The organism is Alteromonas ulvae (assembly GCF_048987005.1).
Taxonomy (GTDB): Bacteria; Pseudomonadota; Gammaproteobacteria; order Enterobacterales; family Alteromonadaceae; genus Alteromonas.
In genome coordinates this window covers 1,195,179-1,214,986 of sequence record NZ_CP185261.1, presented here as the reverse complement: position 1 = coordinate 1,214,986, position 19,808 = coordinate 1,195,179, and the positions used below count along the sequence as shown (strand labels likewise).

General features: G+C 43.9%; 16 protein-coding genes and 3 tRNA genes. 4 read left to right on the top strand and 15 right to left on the bottom strand.

Features of this window, described 5'->3' with window-relative positions; translation table 11 throughout:
- Position 1: 1 nt before the first annotated feature.
- The 7 genes from ACOJR9_RS05345 to ACOJR9_RS05315 form a co-directional block, all read right to left on the bottom strand.
- Positions 2-271: an OadG family transporter subunit gene (locus tag ACOJR9_RS05345; RefSeq protein ID WP_420935321.1), complete on the bottom strand. Its 270-nt coding sequence runs from the start codon at positions 269-271 to the stop codon at positions 2-4.
- 252 nt (positions 272-523) lie between these two features.
- A tRNA-Arg gene (locus ACOJR9_RS05340) sits at positions 524-600 on the bottom strand.
- Between the two features lie 53 nt (positions 601-653).
- A tRNA-Arg gene (locus ACOJR9_RS05335) sits at positions 654-730 on the bottom strand.
- Between the two features lie 39 nt (positions 731-769).
- Positions 770-859: transfer RNA gene (locus ACOJR9_RS05330), tRNA-Ser, on the bottom strand.
- 343 nt (positions 860-1,202) lie between these two features.
- A complete protein-coding gene (csrA, locus tag ACOJR9_RS05325; RefSeq protein ID WP_420935320.1) occupies positions 1,203-1,394 on the bottom strand; it encodes a carbon storage regulator CsrA in 192 nt (63 codons plus the stop codon).
- A 132-nt stretch (positions 1,395-1,526) separates the two neighbouring features.
- Entirely contained in the window at positions 1,527-4,124 is a 2,598-nt protein-coding gene (gene alaS, locus ACOJR9_RS05320) for an alanine--tRNA ligase (RefSeq protein WP_420935319.1), read from the bottom strand.
- Between the two features lie 316 nt (positions 4,125-4,440).
- Positions 4,441-4,890 carry a regulatory protein RecX gene (locus ACOJR9_RS05315; protein WP_420935318.1) on the bottom strand — a complete coding sequence of 150 codons (450 nt, stop codon included), beginning with the start codon at positions 4,888-4,890 and terminating at the stop codon, positions 4,441-4,443.
- Between the two features lie 247 nt (positions 4,891-5,137).
- On the opposite strand from ACOJR9_RS05315, the gene ACOJR9_RS05310 reads away from it, so the two are divergent.
- Both ACOJR9_RS05310 and ACOJR9_RS05305 read left to right on the top strand, forming a co-directional pair.
- On the top strand, positions 5,138-6,346 hold the full coding sequence (locus ACOJR9_RS05310; protein ID WP_420935317.1) for a GNAT family N-acetyltransferase: 1,209 nt from the start codon (positions 5,138-5,140) through the stop codon (positions 6,344-6,346).
- A gap of 19 nt (positions 6,347-6,365) precedes the next feature.
- Positions 6,366-8,441 carry a M13 family metallopeptidase gene (locus ACOJR9_RS05305; RefSeq protein WP_420935316.1) on the top strand — a complete coding sequence of 692 codons (2,076 nt, stop codon included), beginning with the start codon at positions 6,366-6,368 and terminating at the stop codon, positions 8,439-8,441.
- Positions 8,442-8,905: 464 nt separating this feature from the next.
- Here the strand turns inward: ACOJR9_RS05305 and ACOJR9_RS05300 are convergent, their stop codons facing one another.
- Positions 8,906-10,444, bottom strand: a complete 1,539-nt coding sequence (locus ACOJR9_RS05300; RefSeq protein WP_420935315.1) for a SulP family inorganic anion transporter — start codon at positions 10,442-10,444, stop codon at positions 8,906-8,908.
- A 5-nt stretch (positions 10,445-10,449) separates the two neighbouring features.
- Complete coding sequence (locus tag ACOJR9_RS05295; protein ID WP_420935314.1) at positions 10,450-11,103, bottom strand: carbonic anhydrase; 654 nt, start codon at positions 11,101-11,103, stop codon at positions 10,450-10,452.
- A 148-nt stretch (positions 11,104-11,251) separates the two neighbouring features.
- Here ACOJR9_RS05295 and ACOJR9_RS05290 point away from each other — a divergent pair, with 148 nt between their 5' ends.
- Both ACOJR9_RS05290 and ACOJR9_RS05285 read left to right on the top strand, forming a co-directional pair.
- Complete coding sequence (locus ACOJR9_RS05290) at positions 11,252-12,193, top strand: hydrogen peroxide-inducible genes activator (RefSeq protein ID WP_420935313.1); 942 nt, start codon at positions 11,252-11,254, stop codon at positions 12,191-12,193.
- 11 nt (positions 12,194-12,204) lie between these two features.
- Entirely contained in the window at positions 12,205-13,110 is a 906-nt protein-coding gene (locus ACOJR9_RS05285; RefSeq protein WP_420935312.1) for a LysR family transcriptional regulator, read from the top strand.
- Positions 13,111-13,164: 54 nt separating this feature from the next.
- On the opposite strand, the gene ACOJR9_RS05280 is transcribed toward ACOJR9_RS05285, so the two are convergent.
- The 6 genes from ACOJR9_RS05280 to ACOJR9_RS05255 all read right to left on the bottom strand — a co-directional run bounded on the left by ACOJR9_RS05280 (position 13,165) and on the right by ACOJR9_RS05255 (position 19,731).
- On the bottom strand, positions 13,165-13,449 hold the full coding sequence (locus ACOJR9_RS05280) for a pyrimidine/purine nucleoside phosphorylase (protein WP_420935311.1): 285 nt from the start codon (positions 13,447-13,449) through the stop codon (positions 13,165-13,167).
- Between the two features lie 208 nt (positions 13,450-13,657).
- Positions 13,658-14,248 (bottom strand): DUF938 domain-containing protein, encoded by a 591-nt coding sequence (locus tag ACOJR9_RS05275; protein WP_420936057.1) that lies wholly within the window; start codon positions 14,246-14,248, stop codon positions 13,658-13,660.
- Between the two features lie 185 nt (positions 14,249-14,433).
- Positions 14,434-17,058, bottom strand: coding sequence for a methionine synthase (gene metH / locus ACOJR9_RS05270; protein ID WP_420935310.1), 2,625 nt, complete (start codon positions 17,056-17,058; stop codon positions 14,434-14,436).
- A gap of 9 nt (positions 17,059-17,067) precedes the next feature.
- Positions 17,068-18,135 carry a homocysteine S-methyltransferase family protein gene (locus ACOJR9_RS05265; protein ID WP_420935309.1) on the bottom strand — a complete coding sequence of 356 codons (1,068 nt, stop codon included), beginning with the start codon at positions 18,133-18,135 and terminating at the stop codon, positions 17,068-17,070.
- A gap of 3 nt (positions 18,136-18,138) precedes the next feature.
- Positions 18,139-19,077 carry a homoserine O-succinyltransferase MetA gene (gene metA, locus ACOJR9_RS05260; RefSeq protein WP_420935308.1) on the bottom strand — a complete coding sequence of 313 codons (939 nt, stop codon included), beginning with the start codon at positions 19,075-19,077 and terminating at the stop codon, positions 18,139-18,141.
- Positions 19,078-19,296: 219 nt separating this feature from the next.
- Positions 19,297-19,731 carry a DUF2802 domain-containing protein gene (locus tag ACOJR9_RS05255; RefSeq protein WP_420935307.1) on the bottom strand — a complete coding sequence of 145 codons (435 nt, stop codon included), beginning with the start codon at positions 19,729-19,731 and terminating at the stop codon, positions 19,297-19,299.
- Positions 19,732-19,808: the final 77 nt, after the last annotated feature.

Genomic DNA, 19,808 nt, shown 5'->3' with positions numbered 1-19,808 from the left:
GCTATATATTGTTGTTAGATTGTCGGTGGGTATGGATAGCTGCGGAGATGGCGGCAATGATATTGCCATCAATACCCGGCTGCGCTGAATACGTGGGTCTACTGGTAGAAACTGGCTCTGATTCGATCTCGCCGGGGAATGCCTGACAAAAACGTGCAATAAGATGGATCCCTAAAATAAGTAATCCAAGGAAGGAAAATACAAACAGCATACCTATTAGCATAAGTGAAGCCGCTTCCATTAGCAGGCTAACGACTGAATCGGTGTCCATGTGAACTCGCTTTAATAAAATATATGATAAATAACTATCATGGGGTTTATAAAAACTCAACAACGCAATGTGATAAATGCCATAAAGGTAAAGACTGTCGATGCTTAGGCATTATTTTAGCAGGTGCAGAAGTTCACAAAATAAATAGGTAAAAGTAGGTTCAAAAATGCATGTCATGTTGAGGTAGCGAAGCGTGAGACATTTTAAAACAGATATAAAAAAACCCACCTCAATGAGGTGGGCCTTCTTATGTGGCGCGTGTGGAAGGATTCGAACCTCCGACCGCCTGGTTCGTAGCCAGGTACTCTATCCAGCTGAGCTACACACGCGTAAACTGTTATACTTTCGACTTTAACATCAAAAGGTGGCGCTTCAAAATAAGTGGCGCGTGTGGAAGGATTCGAACCTCCGACCGCCTGGTTCGTAGCCAGGTACTCTATCCAGCTGAGCTACACACGCGCAATAAACTTTTTGTCGACCGCCACTATCAACGAATAATGGCGGAGAGGGAGGGATTCGAACCCTCGGTACGAATTAACGTACGGTTCCTTAGCAGGGAACTGGTTTCAGCCACTCACCCACCTCTCCTTGAGTGCGGGATGCATTTTACGGATTCACTGGCCTGAGTCAAACCTTTTTTAGGAAGAAAGTGTTCGTCCGCTGCCATTTTAAACGATTCGTTTAAAAAACACGTTAATTGTATGCCAATTACGCGACCACTGCCTACTGCAACTTCCGAAAAAGGGCGAATACAAAACCTAAGTGTTTATTGTATTAATACTATTTGTCATTCATTGACCCGCATTTGAGCGCAACTTGTAAAGCCACGTTCAAAATTCCCTGATGCTACCAAACTTCTCAGGGGCGGAGCAAAGCAGAAACAAAAAAGGTCGGCGTGCGCCGACCTTTTCCAGTAAAGCCCTATAAGCGTTTATTCAGCAGAATCTGGCTCACCGCCCTTCTCTGCCTGAATACGCATGTATATTTCTTCACGGTGCACAGAAACTTCTTTTGGTGCATTAACACCTATTCGTACCTGATTCCCTTTGACGCCTAACACAGTAACAGTAACATCGTCACCAACCATAAGCGTTTCACCAACTCGACGAGTCAAAATAAGCATTCGCTTGCTCCTGTTCCTTTATATTTAACTTTTCCATTATAATTTGCTAACTCGCCGGCACGACCCAGCGAAAGCGCAGTGATTCCCTGTTTCTGTGTCACTTCAAAAACTCACTGTTATATGCACTCATCATTATAGCTTATCTTGTAACCAAGCGTTAACCGAATCTAGCGCCTGATTGAGATTTTCAGGTTTATCTCCGCCTGCCTGAGCCATGTCAGGTCTACCGCCACCTTTACCGCCAACTTGTGAGGCAATAAAATTGACAAGCTCACCTGCCTTCACCTGATTAGTAAGGTTTTTGGTAACACCTACAATAAGATTAACTTTTGAATCATTTGCTACACCTAATACTACGATGCCTTCGCCGATTCGGTTCTTTATATCATCCATCATTGAGCGCAATGATTTAGCTTCTACACCTTCTAGATTAGCGACTAGCACTTTTACGCCATTGATCTCTAATGTATTACTTAGCATGTCAGCACCTTGCTGACTTGCCAGTTTTTGTTTAGCCGCAGTGAGTGCTTTTTCTAACTCTTTAGTATGATTTTGTAATGTTGCTACTCTTTCCACCACATTTGCGCTGTCTGTTTTCAACATTGCCGAGAGCGACGCAAGCGTAGCTTGCTGGCTTTGCATTACACGTAAAGCCTCCTCGCCGGTTACTGCTTCTAAACGACGTACGCCCGATGCAATACCTGTCTCACTGATGATTTTAAGCAAACCTATATCACCGGTTCTCGTAACGTGAGTACCGCCGCACAGTTCTACAGAGAACGGCCCCATTTTTACAACACGCACTTTTTCGTCGTATTTTTCGCCGAATAAAGCCATCGCTCCAGAAGCTTTAGCGTCTTCAAGCTCCATTAACTCTGTGGATAAGGCATGGTTTGCTCTGATTTGTTCATTGACTCGACGCTCTATTTGCGCAATTTGCTGTGACGTCACGGCTTCAAAGTGAGAGAAGTCAAAGCGCAAGCGAGGTGCCTCAACCAAAGAGCCCTTTTGGGTTACGTGCTCGCCCAGTATCTCGCGAAGAGCGGCGTGTAATAAGTGAGTCGCACTGTGGTTCTTTTTAATCGCCTCTCTGTTGGCTACATCAATAGATGCTGTGGCTGTATCACCTTTTTTCACTGTGCCTTTAGCAACCCCTCTATGAGCGAATGCTTTCCCCATCTTTTGAGTGTCTGATACAACGAATTCACCACCGGCTACGCTTAGTATGCCTTTATCACCAGATTGACCACCGCTTTCCGCATAAAACGGCGTGCTGTTTAGCACCACAACACCTTCTTGGCCATCTTCTAAAGTGGCAACGAATTCATTATTAGCAATTAGCTCAACAACCGTTGCACTGCCGTCAACTTCGGTGTAACCCGTAAAGGCGGTTTCCTGTTCAACCACAAGTCTATTGTTGTAGTCGGTGCCAAAATTACTCGCTTGTTGGGCTCTTGTTCGCTGCTCTTGCATAGCTAACTCAAAACCTTCCTCGTCAATTTTAAGCTCATGTTCTCTTGCGACATCGTTGGTAAGATCAACAGGAAATCCATAGGTGTCGTAAAGCTTAAACACAACATCGCCTGGTATAGTATCGCCTTTTAGTGTTTCGAGCGTCTCATTAAGCATTGCCATCCCGCGGGCAAGTGTCTTACTAAATTGCTCTTCTTCCACGCGAAGTACTTTTTCTACCACCGGCTTTTGCTCAACTAACTCTGGATATGCTTCGCCCATCTCCTTGGCTAATGACGCTACCAGCTTGTAGAAAAAGATGTCATCAGCGCCGAGTTTATAGCCATGGCGAACGGCACGGCGGATAATACGACGAAGTACATAGCCGCGACCCTCGTTAGACGGCATAACACCATCACAAATTAAAAAGCTGCACGAACGGATATGGTCGGCAATCACTCGCAACGATTTATTCTCTAAATCATCGGTACCGACAATTGACGCCGCTGACTTGATAAGATTTTGAAATAAATCGATTTCGTAGTTGCTGTGCACGTTTTGCAAAATGGCAGAAATACGCTCAAGTCCCATACCGGTATCGATAGAGGGTGCAGGTAAGGGCTCCATACTGCCATCAGCCTGCTTGTTGTACTGCATGAATACTAGGTTCCATATTTCAATGAAACGGTCGCCGTCTTCTTCTGGGGTACCAGGAGGACCGCCCCAGATATGAGCGCCATGGTCGTAAAAAATTTCAGAGCATGGACCACAAGGCCCCGTATCACCCATAGACCAAAAGTTATCAGAGGTGCTTATGCGAATAATTTTCTCTTTAGGAACACCAATGTGATTTTCCCAAATATCAAAGGCTTCATCATCCTCAGAATACACAGTAACCAGCAACTTCTCTGCGGGAAGGCCTACTTCTTTTGTTAAAAAGTTCCATGCAAACTCAATGGCTTCTTTTTTAAAGTAGTCACCAAAGCTGAAGTTACCCAGCATTTCAAAGAATGTGTGATGACGAGCGGTATAACCTACGTTTTCTAAATCGTTGTGTTTACCACCTGCCCGCACACAGCGCTGAGAAGATACCGCACGAGAATAACTGCGCTTGTCTACGCCTAATAGCGTATCTTTAAACTGATTCATGCCTGCGTTAGTAAAAAGAAGCGTTGGATCATCTGCAGGTACCAGTGACGAGCTAGCCACGGCGTGATGGCCATGACTTTTGAAATAATCTTTGAACTTGTTGCGTAAGTCAGCAGTTGATATTGTCATTGAAAACCTAACTTCCTTTATACATTAATGAGACGGTGCAAAGCGTTTACTCGAAGCGTTTGCTCAAAATACCCACACACCCTTAGTAAGGAATAGCACGTATAAAAGCCAAGTAAAAAATCGAGTAAAAAAGTGAACAGTGTGATATCCACGTCACGGGGCGACAAACTCGCACAATTCTGCGCAACAATAGCACGAATAGTGGTTTTCTGTTAAGCCCAAGGGTGGCACGCAGACGGCAATTTTTTACTAAAAATCATCAAAACTGCTGCGAAAATAAGGTTGAGAGTAAAATCACTCGTTAATTACCGCATAATCACTCGTTGCTTACCGCATAATCAATATGTTCTTGGTAAAACCCTCGGTATTGTAGAAAGCGCTTTTGTTTTTGACGTAAGGTGAAGTCTGTCTCAAACAAGGCGCCAAATTTTTTCACCTTCGCCGCCTTAGCACTTTCAAACCAATCCGCCTCTAATTGCTCAAAAGCTTCTCGAACATCACCGTCATTAACACCGTATTGTTGCAGGTCTAGCTTGATGACTCTCGGGCCCTTGCCCTTCAAATACAGGGCCCGTGCCCTGCTTTGTGCAAATCGATGGTCGCTTTGAATATCAGCCTCACGAAACGCATCTAAGACAGGCAAAAACGTGTCGTTTTCAATGCCTTTTTGCGCAAGTTTACGCACTATTTCACTGTAGCTATGCTCTCGTCGTGCCAGCATGCGGGTAATCGCGTCGATAATGATCTTTCGGTCAAACTCTGACATTTTTATGACCCTACTTGTTACTATTTACCGTAAATATTTCCATTATAAATTACGGCCCGCGTGATGCGACCGGACTAATACGCTTTAATCTTTGCTTCACAGTATTCACTGTGCAGCGAGAATTGTGCAGCCAAGGTCACCACGCTCTGTTATTGAAGTCATATTTTATTTCGTAATAACAACAGCAGTCTAGCCTTAATATTAAAAGATTCGCACGACTAGCGCTTGGTAAACCTTATAAGATTTTATGAATGAAAAAGTAATAATACACGATAGCATAGCGAGTATTTCTAAAGCGCAATGGAACGCGCTTGCCCGGAGTGCAGGCCCATTTATCCAATATGAGTTTTTACATGCGTTGGAAGCATCACAATGTTGTGGTGAAGAGTCGGGATGGCGCCCGTTTCACGTAACGGTAGAGCATGAAGGCCAAACTATTATCGCTATTCCTGGCTATCTTAAAACACACAGTTATGGCGAGTATGTGTTCGACCATGCATGGGCAAATGCTTATCATCAACACGGTATAGACTACTACCCCAAGTGGATATGTGCCGTACCTTTCACTCCGGTAACAGGCAAACGGTTACTAATAAAAGAAGATTTAACGTGCTCCCCTGCTCTATTAGCGGAAATTGCAGATACCCTAAGAGCGCAGTGCCAATTAAAATATAAAGAGCATCTATCGTCATTGCATTGGCTGTTCGTTTCAGAAAACGAAAACAATACCCTTACTAAAGAACACCACTATTTAACTCGGCACAGTGTTCAATTTCAGTGGCACAATTATGGCTATAGCCGCTTTGATGACTTTCTGAATGCGCTCACCTCGAGAAAGCGCAGATCAATAAGCAAAACGCGAAAAAAGCTAGTTGAAAACGGCATCCAATTTTCTCACTACACCGGAAGCGACATTACCCCAGATAGACTCGCTTTTTTCGTTAAGTGCTATCAATCTACTTATTTAAAGCGCAGTGGACACCTTGGCTATCTCAATAACGCATTTTTTGAGGCCCTTGTGTCTACCATGAGTGAACGCCTGCTTATTGTTACCGCATTAGAACACGGAAGCCCGGTAGCTAGCGCTCTATTTTTCCACGACGAATCTGGCCTATATGGACGCTATTGGGGAGCACTAAAAGCTATTGATAGCCTGCACTTTGCATGCTGTTATTTTGAAGGTATCGAATTTGCGATCAATAATAAGCTCACTCACTTCAATCCGGGCACACAAGGCGAACATAAAATATTACGAGGGTTTGAGCCCATTTACTGTCAATCCAAACACCAGCTGTTTGAGTTTGCTTTTCACGATGCTGTTGCAAATTTTTTACAGCAAGAAAACGAACATATCACCCACTATTTTAATCAGGCACAGAATGCTTTACCTTTTAATGAGGAATTCGTGCCTACTTTAAAAACAAAAAGTGTCATTCATCCTAACGACGACACATAAAACTAAAATGAGAATCCATATGAAATGTAAACTTCTTGCCGTAGCGATTGCGGCATCTCTTGGCCTCGCTGGTTGTAATCAACCAGAACAGGTCAAAGAACAAATGACCAAAGCAGAGCCAGCTGAAGCGAAAGCCGAAGCAGAACTTGGCTCGTTTGGTGTTGATCTTTCTGCACGAAATGAAGCAGTTAAGCCCGGTGACGATTTCTTTATGTATGCAAGTGGTACATGGTATGACAACTATGAACTCCCTGCTGATAAAACACGCTACGGCGCGTTTACTGGCTTAGCTGAACGCAGCGAAGAACAGGTGAAAAGCATCATCGATGGCCTTGCAGAAAAGGATACGCTTAACGCTGATGAAAAGTTAGTCAGAGATTTCTATGTAGCTTTCATGGACACAGAGACTATCAATAAAAAAGGATTATCTCCTATTAGTGATGTATTGAGTGACATTGATAATATAGAAAGCACTAAAGACCTAACCGTAGCTTTCGGTAAAAGCTGGCTGTACGGTTACAGCACGCCTATTGGTGGCGGAATGTGGTACAACCGTCTCGACCCGAATGAATACCAGTTAAGTGTTGGCGTTGGCGGTATTGGTCTTCCCGATCGCGACTACTACCTAAGCGATAGTGAACGTTTCGTAAAAATTCGTGAAGCTTACGTTGCTCACATTGAAGAAATGCTTACACTCGCAGGTATTGACGATGCGGGCTCAAAAGCGGCTGACATTTTGGCCCTTGAAACGCAATTAGCGCAAGTGCAATGGCCCCGTGAAAAACGTCGTGACCGAGACCTTACACTGAATCAAATTGAACGAAGTGAACTCTCTGATACTTATCCTGGTTTTGACTGGGATATCTATTTCGCACAGTTAGGTTACAAGGTACCAGAACTAAATATTTCCCAGCCTCAACCTGTAAAAGATGTGATTAAACTGATAAACCAAGTTGCGCTAGATGACTGGAAATCTTATTTGAAATACCACACTATTTCTAACAATGCAGATATGCTTGCAGAAGATGTGTACATGGCAAATTTCGATTTTTATGGTCGTACACTTAACGGTCAACAAGAGCCGCGGCCACGTTGGAAGCGTGCATTAAGTCAAATGTCTGGAACTGAGTCCCTTGGTTTCGCTATTGGTAAAATTTACGTAGACGAGTATTTCCCAGAAAGCTCAAAAACACAAATGGCTGACCTTGTTGAAAACCTTCGTGCTGCATTAGGTGAGCGTATAGATTCCCTTGATTGGATGGGCAAAGAAACTAAGGTTAATGCCAAAGAAAAACTAATGGCATTTAGACCAAAGATTGGCTATCCAGACGAGTGGCAGTCTTTCGAAGGAGTTGAAATAACCGAAAACGACCTTATCGGTAACGTACGCAACTTACGCGAATTCTTTCACGCTGAATCAGTAGCGCGAGAACTTGAGAAGACGGATCGTGAGCGTTGGGGTATGACACCTCAGCGAGTCAATGCGTATTACAACAGTTCGTTCAACGAAATTGTTTTCCCTGCGGCAATCCTTCAACCACCATTCTTTGACCCAAATGCAGATCCTGCCGTTAACTACGGCGCAATTGGTGCTGTTATTGGTCATGAGATGGGACACGGTTTTGATGACCAGGGCTCAAAATCTGATGCCAACGGTATTCAAACTAACTGGTGGACCGACGAAGATCGCGCGGCGTTCGAAGAAAAAGCAGATGCCCTAGCTGCTCAATACAGTAAGTACGAGCCCATTGAAGGCAACTTCGTAAACGGTCGTAACAGCCTAGGTGAAAACATTGGTGATGTTGGTGGTCTTGCTATGGCCTATCACGCTTATAAACTAAGTCTAAACGGCGAAGAAGCACCAGTGATTGACGGCCTAACAGGCGACCAGCGTTTCTTTCTAGCTTGGGCTCAAGTATGGAAAGAAAAGCGTACCGAACAAAGCATGTTAAACCAGCTTCGTGCCGGTACGCATGCACCAGGACGCTTCCGTGCACAAGCACCTCGCAACCATGATGCGTGGTATGAAGCGTTTGACGTTCAACCTGGCGACGCTTTATACCTAGCTCCAGATGAGCGCGTGCGTATTTGGTAATCGTCTCACCTAGATAATAAAAAGGGCATCTTACTGTCGTATGATGCCCTTTTATCGGGGGATCTGATCTGCTCTAGTAGACTTAAGACCTTTTATGCTGGGCCAATAAGTCTCTTACGTATTACTCAATTCGGACAGCAGGATCAACAAAGAATCACCCACACTCCCCATAGAACAGCAAAACCAATACCCGTCGATAAGCGCAGAGGTTGATGCAGCAGCTTATCTCAATGGACTTATCATAAAAGCTGACGATAGCCTTGTGCTAAGTTGCTTTTTAAGCGCTTATGATGAATATATCGAAGTTGATGTAATTCCTCCTTGTCAAGGAATAAAGCCCCTTACTCGTGGCGAGCAGGGGGCTTTATGTAAACATCGATAAGAGGAAGCTGGAAACGAATACGCTGTTTCTAATTGTCGGCAGCGCATACCTTACACAAAATCACCAGTATTCAATGTAAATGTCAATTTTTGAAATTGATAGTTTCAACCTCTATGTTTTTCGATTTTGCATTGGCAAGATAGTTATTAATGGCTTCCTTGACGTCATAAGCTACTGACTTAGATTTTGAGAAGTCGATGACTACATTCGTATTCGACGGGATCGAGTCTAACTTCTTGATAATACTAGGTTTATTAAAAAAGGAAACTTCCTCTGCCATTGTAATATAATGAGTCTCCTGACCATTTTCATTATTAACAATTTCTTTGAATTGATAGGAGTTCCTATAACTATGTTTAAGCGTATAAAATATGCTTAACACAAAACCTGCGATAACACCGGTTAGAAGATCAGTAACCACCATGACAACGATCGTCGTAATAAAAGGGACAAATTGCTCAAAACCATTTTTATACATTACTTTGAACGTTGCTGGTTTCATCAACTTATAACCAACCACAATAAGAATCGCAGCAAGAGAAGCGAGCGGGATATAGTTCATTAGTTTAGCTATAGAGACAACCGACACTAACAAAAATAAGCCATGGAGTATTGTTGAGAGTTTCGTCTTTCCACCAAACGCTATATTTGCAGAGCTTCGTACAATTACCTGCGTGATTGGTAAGCCACCAATTAGTCCAGAAACAATATTGCCAACACCCTGCGCTTTCAATTCTCGGTTGGTAGGTGTGATGCTCTTATTGGGATCTAGCTTATCAGTGGCTTCAACACAGAGTAATGTCTCAATACTAGCAACCGCAGCCATTACAATTGCGAGCGTAATTACGTCAAGCCTTAGCATCTGTGAAAAGTCTGGGAAAGACATTTCTTTGCTAAAACTGTCGAGACTATCGATAACAGGGAGTGAGACGAGTTGGTCAGGCTGTAGAGGCACGCCCATTCTGTTTAATACCATCGAAATAACTATTCCAATTAACACAACAGCGATAGGTCCCTGTATCAATCGAAATATCTTATGTGCAGGTGAAAGGTATTTCTCCCATATTACAAGTAAGAACAATGACCCCATCGATATGGCTAAAGCTGGCAGAGACATTAGTGAAAATGCATGGACAATTGCAGTTATGGTGTTTTCACCGTTGACTTGTTGAAACGCCTCTTCGCCAAGAAAATCTGAATGCCAGCCAAACAAGTAGGGAATTTGTTTCAGGACGATTAACAGACCTATACCGGCTAACATACCTGTAATAACAGATGTTGGTATGAAATACGCTACAAAACCTGCGCGAAAGAAACCTAGGGCGAGTTGAATAATCCCTGACAAGACAACAGCACAAAGAAATATCTCCCAACCCCCAAGCGCACTTATACCATCGAAGACAATAACCGCTAGTCCAGCCGCTGGGCCGCTTACACCTAATTTCGACCCGCTTAAAAAGCCAACGACAATCCCCCCCACTATACCGGCGATGATACCAGAAAATAGTGGGGCTCCAGAAGCGAGAGCTATACCCAAGCATAAGGGGAGCGCTACAAAGAATACAACAATACTAGCGGGCAAATCATCTTTTATATCTTTAAAACTAAGTTCTTTCATCATTGAAGTTACTTCTCTCCAACTTTACTTTGATTGTTTTCAACGGAACCCACCTCAGAAAATTCACCGCTTAATTCGTCCCAACAAAGCACTGAACCACTCTCTATGTTATAAACCCATCCATGCAACTGTATTTTACCTGTAGCGAGTTTTGCTGCTACGGTAGGATGGGTACGAAGATGCTGTATTTGTTGAAGTACATTTTCTTTTGTTACGGCCTCCAAATCATCAATTGACAATTTATCGTGACCGCAGCGCTCTTTCACTACGTCAGTAGCCACACGGCAGTGACCTAGCCATTCTTTTACGTGAGGAAGAGAGTCGAGGCCTTCAGGGCTAATTGCCCCTTTCATTGCGCCGCAGTCTGTGTGCCCGCAAACAACAATATGAGAAACACCCAACGCAGCAACCGCAAATTCAATAGACGCCGTCATGCCACCCGTTTGGTTGCTGTGAGGTGGAACAATATTGCCCGCATTACGACAAATAAATAGTTCGCCGGGCTCTGTTTGTGTGACTAAGTTCGGATCTATGCGAGAATCTGAACACGTAATGAAAAGCACCTCTGGGTTTTGACCAGTGGCTAACTTTTGAAATGTCGCTTTTTTGTTTGGATACACTTCCTTCTGAAACTTGGCAACACCTGAAAAAACATGTTTCATAACTTAATCCTAACTATAAGATGAATAAAATAGAACACTAGTGTTAACTGATAGGCTAATAGCTTAATATAGTATTTCGTGATAACGAAATACTATCAATAGCATCATTTTTTAATGATGAACATAGCCGAAAGTAGGAAATATCAGCATGCGATTAGACGGCAAGGCCCCTTCGTTTAACCAGGTACGCTACTTTGTAGCTGTTGCTAAATATCTCAATTTTCGAGAGGCAGCAAACGCACTATGTATAAGCCAACCCACGTTGACTAGCCAAATAAATGCGTTAGAAGACACTCTCAACTTAACGCTTTTTGAGCGCTCCCGCACTGGAACACTGCTTTCACCGCAAGGTAAGGCTTTATTAGCAAGTGCAGAGGAGGTATTGCAGTCTACTCAGCGCTTTACTGAAATGGCTAGAGATCTGTCTAAAGGGGAAATCATTACGTATCGTCTTGGCATTCCCCCTACATTAGGCCCTTACCTACTTCCGTTTGTGCTACCTGACTTGCACAAACTTAAACCGGGTTTGAGGTTTTACGTAAGGGAAGCCTCTCCTGATGATCTACAGCACGGTTTAATACGGGGAGAATATGACCTCATTTTGTCGCCACTTTCGACAGAAAACTCTCAATTAATTACCTATCCTCTTTTCAAAGAACCGCTCAAATTTGTCACGCCTTCTGATCACTTCCTATCCGGCAAAGCATTCGTGCACCCACAGGATATCAGTGGTGAAAAAGTGCTTACGCTTGAAGATAGACACCATTTCCATCATCAAGTACAGCGAATATGTGAAAATATAGGTGCAGATTTACAGCGTGACTATGAGGGAACAAGCTTAGATACGTTGCGGCAAATGGTTGTTATGGGAATGGGAGTGGCATTTTTACCTGGCCTCTATATTCACTCGGAGCTGCACAAACCTGAAGCACTGCATGTTTGTGAAATTGCAGATATGCCTATTGAAAGACAGCATTCACTAGCATGGCGAAATACCTCGCCAAGCAGACAAACATTTCGAGAGATATCCATAATTTTAAAGCGGATTATCGAGGCGAGACTAGCAGACGCAGTAAGCATGTGTGATTAGGACTTTATTGAATGATTGATAGACAACACCTTCGTATTGTCCATGCACTGCATAAGCATGGCACGATGACACAGGCTGCAAAATCTTTGTATTTAACCCAGTCGGCCCTAAGTCATGCCATGAAAAAGCTTGAACATGAGTTTGATGTTCCGCTGTGGCAGAAAGAAGGTCGGCGATTATTTTTGACCCAAGCAGGCGAAAGTTTACTTGGTCTTGCACAGCGTATACTACCTCAATTTGAGCATACCGAAGCGCAACTTCGTCGATTTGCCGAGGGCAAACAAGGCACATTGCGTATTGGGATGGAATGTTATCCCTGTTTCGAATGGCTATTAAAAATAGTCGCGCCTTTTCTAAAAAGATTTCCTGACGTAGATGTAGATGTACGTCGGGCGTTTTCATTTGGTGGCTTGCAGGCTCTCCATGGTTACGACATTGATGTCCTTATTACTCCCGATCCCCTGCACTTAGACGCGATTACTTACACACCCGTATTTAGCTACGAACAGGTTCTCGTTATGCACAGTGCACACGACTTGGCGTCGAAGGCGTTTATATCGCCTCGGGATCTCGCTCAGGAAACGCTCATTTCTTACCCTGTAGAAAACAGCAGATTGGACATATTCTCTCAATTTTTAACTCCGGCCAATGCATCGGTTAAAAGTCACAAAACCATAGAGACTACTGAGATTATTCTGCAAATGGTAGCAGCAGGAAGAGGGGTAACTGCACTGCCTAAATGGCTAGTGGATGAGTCGAAAGAAAGTGAATTACTGTGCTGTCGCCCTCTTGGCGAAAAAGGGTTAACAAAAACCTTATTCGTGGGGCATAGAAAGCATACTGACACGATGGGATTTATTGATAGTTTCGTTGAGATGGCAATGGCGCAGGGATTAAAAACCAACAGCACGAAGTAGTGACTTCACGCTGTTGGTAACAGTTGTCTCTTGGCATTAAGCAGTGTTACTTAATTAGCTGTAAAAGCAAAGATAAGCCGTTGGTGATGTCACTTTTACGTCAAATGATACGTTAGCATCTACGTTAAACTCTGTGCCGCTAGGAAAAGATTGCCAATCATCACTGCCGGGTAATTTTACCGTTAGCTCACCCTCAACGACTTTCATCAGCTCTTTTTTTGACGTATCAAACGTATACTCCCCCACCGACATAACGCCTGATGTGCAGGGACCATTTGCAGAATCAAATGCAATGGAGGTTACTTTGTTATTAAAATAGTGGTTAACTGAAAATGACATATTGTTCCTTGATAGCTTGTTTTAAAAAATGTGCAGCACCAGAACTGATGCCTTTGTGACGTAATTACATTTTTTCTACTGAAGAAAAAGAAAATGAAGTACTCGCGACTTCGCTACGCTCTGTTTACGGGGTTTTCTCGTCCAATTCGATTAATAGGCAGAATTCAAAAGCCCCTCTGTTGCAGTGCTGGTCTTCCCCCCTGCGCTGTTACGCTTTCGTCCACACTAACATAAGATTATTAGCAGGCATGGTTATCATTTCCTTCAATGTAAGTTGCTGAGCCCAAGCGTTGAGTTCATCAATATCTCTGTAGCCGCCATACCCGCGCTCTAATAAAGATTGATGAAATTCAGCATTACTTTGAGATGAGAACACGCCTGTTTGTGTGAAAGGGCCATATTGACAAAATGTGCCGCCTACAGGCAATTTTTGCGTTACTAACTCCATCAGCAGTTTTACCTCATGCTTTTGCATAATATGAGCGGTATTAGCGGAAAACACCCCATCAAAAGGTAACAAGGGAAACGGGTCCGCACCCACTTTGAATTCAATAGGCGAAACAAGATTGGGAAGTGAAGACTCACTCACCCACGCGTTTATACCATCGTGGTACTGATATTGATCACTGGTGTGCCATACTAAATGAGGCAAATGAGCAGCGAAATAAGATGCATGCTGCCCTGAACCACTGCCAATTTCAAGCACTTGTTGGGTATCGGCAAACGCCCTTTCTAAAATAGCTAAAATAGGGCGCTTGTTGTTTTCACAGGCTTGGCTAAATGGTTTTTCCATGAGTATTGTAACTTCCATTTCGCGGGATATTTCACAAATCGTGATTTTTTCATCCAACAGAATTCTGTGTCGTTCTTCTTAGCGTCACCGCATGTTACACGTCAGCAGTCTTACTATTCAAATAAGCGGGAAGCCTAAAGGGCCTTAGCTCATCAATAAATCGGCTTTAAGAATACTGCTGAAAGATTGATCTAATCACTCAAATTTGGCCCAAGCCATTTCTCGGCCTCTTCCAGTGTCCAGTTTTTGCGCTTGGCGTAATCTTCTACTTGGTCAGCTTGAATTTTTGCCACTGCAAAATACTTCGCCTCTGGATGAGCAAAGTACCATCCCGATACAGACGCGCCAGGCCACATGGCATAACTCTCAGTAAGCCTCATGCCAGTGTGTTCTTCAGCAGATAACAAATCCCAAATAAGCTGTTTCTCAGTATGCTCTGGACACGCCGCATAACCTGGCGCCGGTCGAATACCTTGATATTTCTCTCTGATGAGCTCTTCATTACTTAAAGTTTCATGCGGGGCATAACCCCAATATTTAAGACGTACCTGCTTATGAAGATATTCTGCGAATGCCTCGGCTAAACGATCGGCTACCGCTTTCACCATGATGCCATTATAATCATCGCCCGCCTTAATATACGTCTCTGCAAGGCTATCTTCACCTATGCCGCCAGTGACTGCAAACGCGCCAATATAATCGGCAATACCGCTTTGCTTTTCAGCAACAAAGTCTGCAAGACAGTAGTTGGCAAACTTGTCTTTTTGGGTTTGCTGACGCAAATGGTGTGCAACTCCTCGTACTGACGAACGGCTCTCGTCAGAATAAACTTCAATATCGTCGCTCACTCTATTAGCCGGAAATAAGCCTATCACGCCTTTGGCTTTGAGTGAGCCATCGGCAATAATTTTATCTAACATCGCATTGGCATCAGCAAACAATGACGTCGCTTCCTCACCAACAACTTCATCGTTAAGAATTCTCGGGTATTTCCCTGCCAACGACCAAGTTAAAAAGAAAGGGGTCCAATCGATGTACTCTCGCAGTGTGGCCAAGTCTGCAGTCACGGGGGTCACACCAAGCTGTGCAGGCTTCACAGGAACCTCAGCAAAATTGACTTTACAACCATTGTCGCGCGCCGCTTCAAGGGAAACGGGCTTACTACGGGGCTTCTTACGAGCATGTTGCTCGCGCACCGTATCGTATTCCTTCGCCAATTCTTTTGCGTATATATCTCGCGAGCCTTTGTTCAACAACTTCTGACACACGCCTACTGCTCGACTTGCATTAGGTACGTAGGCCACGGGCGAGTGGTAATGCTGTTCTATTTTTACTGCGGTATGCGCTTTCGATGTGGTTGCTCCACCAATAAGAAGAGGCATATCAAAGCCTTGACGCTCCATCTCTTTGGCCACGTACACCATTTCATCGAGAGAGGGAGTAATAAGACCGGAAAGGCCAATCATATCCACATTCTCTTCTTTTGCTTTTTTAAGGATATTTGCCGCAGGCACCATCACGCCCATATCGATAACTTCAAAGTTATTACACTGTAAAACTACACCAACAATATTTTTTCCGATATCGTGAACATCACCTTTTACGGTAGCCAACAGTATTTTACCGTTACTTTTATTATCGTCAGACTTTTCAGCTTCAATATACGGCTGCAGGTGAGCTACGGCTTTTTTCATCACTCGAGCAGATTTAACCACCTGAGGTAAAAACATCTTACCTTCACCAAATAAATCTCCGACTACATTCATCCCATCCATTAGTGGGCCTTCAATAACGTGTAGCGGACGGTCAGCTTGTAGACGCGCTTCTTCGGTGTCGTCAATAATATAATCGGTGATCCCCTTTATTAAGGCATGCTCTAACCGTTTATTGACACTTTGCTCACGCCAAGTAAGATCTTCTTTCGCTGCAGCCTTTCCATCCCCTTGAAATTGTGGCGCAATATCAAGTAAACGCTCTGTACCATCACTGCGTCGATTTAAAATGACGTCTTCCACTGCTTCGCGGAGAGCTTGGGGGATTTCATCATATACCTCGAGCTGTCCGGCATTCACAATCGCCATATCCATGCCCGCTCGAATAGCGTGGAAAAGGAAAACAGAATGCATGGCTTCACGGACAGGATTATTGCCTCGAAACGAAAATGAAATATTCGAAAGACCACCGGAGATATGTGCGTGAGGACAGGTTTCACGAATAACTCGTGTTGCCTCAATAAAGTCCACCGCATAATTATCATGCTCTTCAATACCGGTTGCAACGGCAAAAATATTTGGGTCAAAAATAATATCTTCAGGAGGAAAGCCAACTTGCTCTGTTAGCACTTTGTAGCTTCGCTGACAAATTTCGACTTTTCGCTTTTGTGTATCCGCTTGGCCTTTTTCATCAAACGCCATTACAACGGTTGCAGCGCCATATCGCTTAATTTTTTTCGCCTGAGCAATAAAAAGCGCTTCGCCTTCTTTAAGGCTTATAGAATTAACAATGGCTTTGCCCTGTACACATTTTAGCCCAGCCTCAATGACGTCCCACTTCGAGGAGTCAATCATGATAGGCACTCGGCTAATATCTGGCTCGGACGCAATAAGGTTTAAAAACGTCACCATTGCCTGCTCTGAATCGAGCATCGCCTCATCCATGTTGATATCGATGATTTGGGCACCGTTCTCGACCTGCTGACGAGCAACATCGAGGGCCGCTTCATAGTCACCTTCTAAAATGAGTCTTTTGAAACGCGCGGATCCGGTTACGTTGGTTCGTTCACCAATATTAATAAATGTAGAAAAATCTGTGCTCACATTGCCCTCCTAGTGTACAAATGGCTCTAGGCCTGACAGACGCATTTTAGGTGCAAATGCGGGCACTTGGCGAGGCTTTATACCGGCTACAGCGTTGGCAATATCGCTAATATGTTCTGGCGTGCTCCCGCAACAGCCTCCTACAATATTGACCAAACCAGATTCCGCCCACTCTTTAATATGCTCGGCCATTTCCGGCCCTTCCATATCATACTCACCGAATTCATTGGGCAGCCCCGCATTGGGGTGTGCTGAAATCAAACACTCCGAAATGGCAGCAACCTCGTCCACGTATTGACGCAAAAGATCCGGGCCGAGCGCGCAGTTTAATCCGAAAGAAAATGGGTTGATATGACGCATGGAGTAGTAAAACGCCTCGGCAGTTTGACCTGAGAGCGTTCGCCCAGATGCATCTGTGATAGTCCCGGATACCATAACAGGCAAAGTCGTACCCATTTTTTCAAAGGTTTGTTCAACCGCAAAAGCAGCAGCTTTGGCATTCAGCGTGTCAAAAATTGTCTCAAGCATGATTAAGTCTGCGCCACCTTCAATCAGTGCTTCAGTAGACTCGCTATAAGCCTCAACGAGTTCGTCAAAGGTAACGTTTCGTTTGCCCGGATCATTTACATCTGGAGATATTGAGGCGGTACGATTAGTAGGCCCAAGCACGCCAGCAACAAAACGAGGCTTATCCGGTGTCTTTATGCTGTATTCATTCGCTGCTTTTTTGGCAAGTTTTGCAGCGGCCACATTAATATCACGAGATGTGGCCTCCATGTCATAATCGGCCATGGCGATGGTTGTTGCATTAAAGGTGTTTGTTTCAATAATATCCGCCCCCGCGTCTAAGTAATCGCAGTGGATTTGGTAAATAAGGGCGGGCTGAGTTAATACAAGAAGATCATTGTTTCCTTGAACATCACAATGCCAATCGGCAAATTGATCGCCGCGATAGTCTGCCTCTTCTAATTTATGGCGTTGGATCATTGTGCCCATGGCCCCATCAAGAATTAAAATTCTCTCTTTGGCGGCACGTGCTAAGCTAGTTCGTGCTTTCGAATCAAAATCGTTACTCACGCGTTACCTCTTTGGCTGTGGTTTCTCAGCTAACTGACTCAAGTCGTATGGTGTGGTTTGATAAACATAGTAGTTTAGCCAGTTTGTAAACAATAGACTCCCATGAGAGCGCCACTGTACCAGCGGCGGTTTATTGGGATCGTTATCAGTAAAATAGTTTTTCGGCAATGCAGGGTGCTGTCCAGACTGGAGATCGCGGATGTATTCATCTTTGAGTGTGTCGGGCTCGTACTCCGGATGTCCAGTCACAAATACCATGCGCTTATCTTCAGATGCTACGATGTAAGCGCCTACTTCTTCTGACTCAGCCACCACATTGAGACCTTCCACACTATTATAAAGTGATGTGTCTATGTGACCATAGCGAGAGTGTGGTGCTGCGAATGGCGAGTCAAATCCGCGCAGTAATTCATTGTTCGGATCGTTTACGTTGTGCTGGTAAACCCCTGAAAACTTTTCGTCTCGAATCTCACGCGTCACCCCATAGAAATGGTACATGGCCGCATGAGCAGCCCAACACAAGTATAGTGTTGAATTAACATGACGCTGGGCCCACTCCAAAATCGTTTTCATAGTATCCCAGTACTTAACATCTTCATAATCAAGTAACGCTAAGGGAGCGCCTGTTACGATTAGTCCGTCGTACTTTTTATTCGCTACACTGGAAAACTCATGATAAAAAGCATCCATGTGAGATTGGGGAGTATTTTTAGGAGCTTGATTGTCGATACGGATAAAATCCACATTAATTTGCAATGGCGTATTTGACAACAACCTCAGCAGCTGAATTTCAGTCTCAATCTTATTAGGCATTAAATTAAGAATACCTACCTCAAGTGGACGAATTTCCTGACTTGCCGCCCTATCCATATCCATAGTGAATATGTTTTCACCTAACAAGACATTCTGAGCAGGAAGTTGCACAGGGATACGGATTGGCATAAATAACTCCAGTCAAAAAAACGATAGTCGTATTGTGGCGAATACTGTGAATATGTCAACATCTTTACGTCTAGACGTCTAAACGAAAGGTGAGATGAGAGTTAAAAACGAAGAGAAAGTGCGCTTAAATGCATATGAAAGAAGAGATAAGGTGTCAGTTTCCATTGAGACAACGACAAGTTAAGGAAAGTAGTTAGGATAGGTAGCGGCTATAAACAATTAGCCTCTCGACTTGTGCACCATCACTAGCATCTCGGCTTCGGCACGAGGAATATCGCAGGTTTCAATGATCTCCTCTATTGTTGCGCCTTGTTTGACTAAATCAGCAGCACGTTGGTATAGCTTCAAAGATGGATCTTGAAATTTTAGCTCTCGAAGTTGGTTGTCCACGTCTTGCTGCTTTTCATCAATACGCTGTAAATGCTTGCTAATAACAACGCTTCTTGCCTGCATTTCAGATTGCTGATTGTTAGCATCGTTAACCTGAACAGCTATATTCGACAACTCTGTTGAAACCCTGACGGTGAGGTTTTCCAACAATTCGATTGTTTTGCGAAGTTTTGTATGAAGCACCATAACGGCGATAATGAGTAAAAGACTGATTACCGCGAGTATACATTCAACCAGTGACAGAGCAGCAAGCTGCAAGTCCATATGCTACACACCTAAATGAAACAGGAATACAAGGGGAAGCTGACGGCACACGTGCCATCAACTCTGCTTTCACTACA

What these genes read in the sequence shown, in the direction of transcription:
- ACOJR9_RS05290 (WP_420935313.1), top strand. Translation starts at nt 11,252, where the DNA reads ATGCGATTAGACGGCAAGGCCCCTTCGTTTAACCAGGTACGCTACTTT.
- ACOJR9_RS05305 (WP_420935316.1), top strand. Translation starts at nt 6,366, where the DNA reads ATGAAATGTAAACTTCTTGCCGTAGCGATTGCGGCATCTCTTGGCCTC.
- metA (WP_420935308.1), bottom strand. Translation starts at nt 19,077, where the DNA reads ATGCCAATCCGTATCCCTGTGCAACTTCCTGCTCAGAATGTCTTGTTA.
- ACOJR9_RS05310 (WP_420935317.1), top strand. Translation starts at nt 5,138, where the DNA reads ATGAATGAAAAAGTAATAATACACGATAGCATAGCGAGTATTTCTAAA.
- csrA (WP_420935320.1), bottom strand. Translation starts at nt 1,394, where the DNA reads ATGCTTATTTTGACTCGTCGAGTTGGTGAAACGCTTATGGTTGGTGAC.
- ACOJR9_RS05300 (WP_420935315.1), bottom strand. Translation starts at nt 10,444, where the DNA reads ATGATGAAAGAACTTAGTTTTAAAGATATAAAAGATGATTTGCCCGCT.
- ACOJR9_RS05315 (WP_420935318.1), bottom strand. Translation starts at nt 4,890, where the DNA reads ATGTCAGAGTTTGACCGAAAGATCATTATCGACGCGATTACCCGCATG.
- ACOJR9_RS05285 (WP_420935312.1), top strand. Translation starts at nt 12,205, where the DNA reads ATGATTGATAGACAACACCTTCGTATTGTCCATGCACTGCATAAGCAT.
- ACOJR9_RS05295 (WP_420935314.1), bottom strand. Translation starts at nt 11,103, where the DNA reads ATGAAACATGTTTTTTCAGGTGTTGCCAAGTTTCAGAAGGAAGTGTAT.
- alaS (WP_420935319.1), bottom strand. Translation starts at nt 4,124, where the DNA reads ATGACAATATCAACTGCTGACTTACGCAACAAGTTCAAAGATTATTTC.
- ACOJR9_RS05345 (WP_420935321.1), bottom strand. Translation starts at nt 271, where the DNA reads ATGGACACCGATTCAGTCGTTAGCCTGCTAATGGAAGCGGCTTCACTT.
- ACOJR9_RS05280 (WP_420935311.1), bottom strand. Translation starts at nt 13,449, where the DNA reads ATGTCATTTTCAGTTAACCACTATTTTAATAACAAAGTAACCTCCATT.
- ACOJR9_RS05255 (WP_420935307.1), bottom strand. Translation starts at nt 19,731, where the DNA reads ATGGACTTGCAGCTTGCTGCTCTGTCACTGGTTGAATGTATACTCGCG.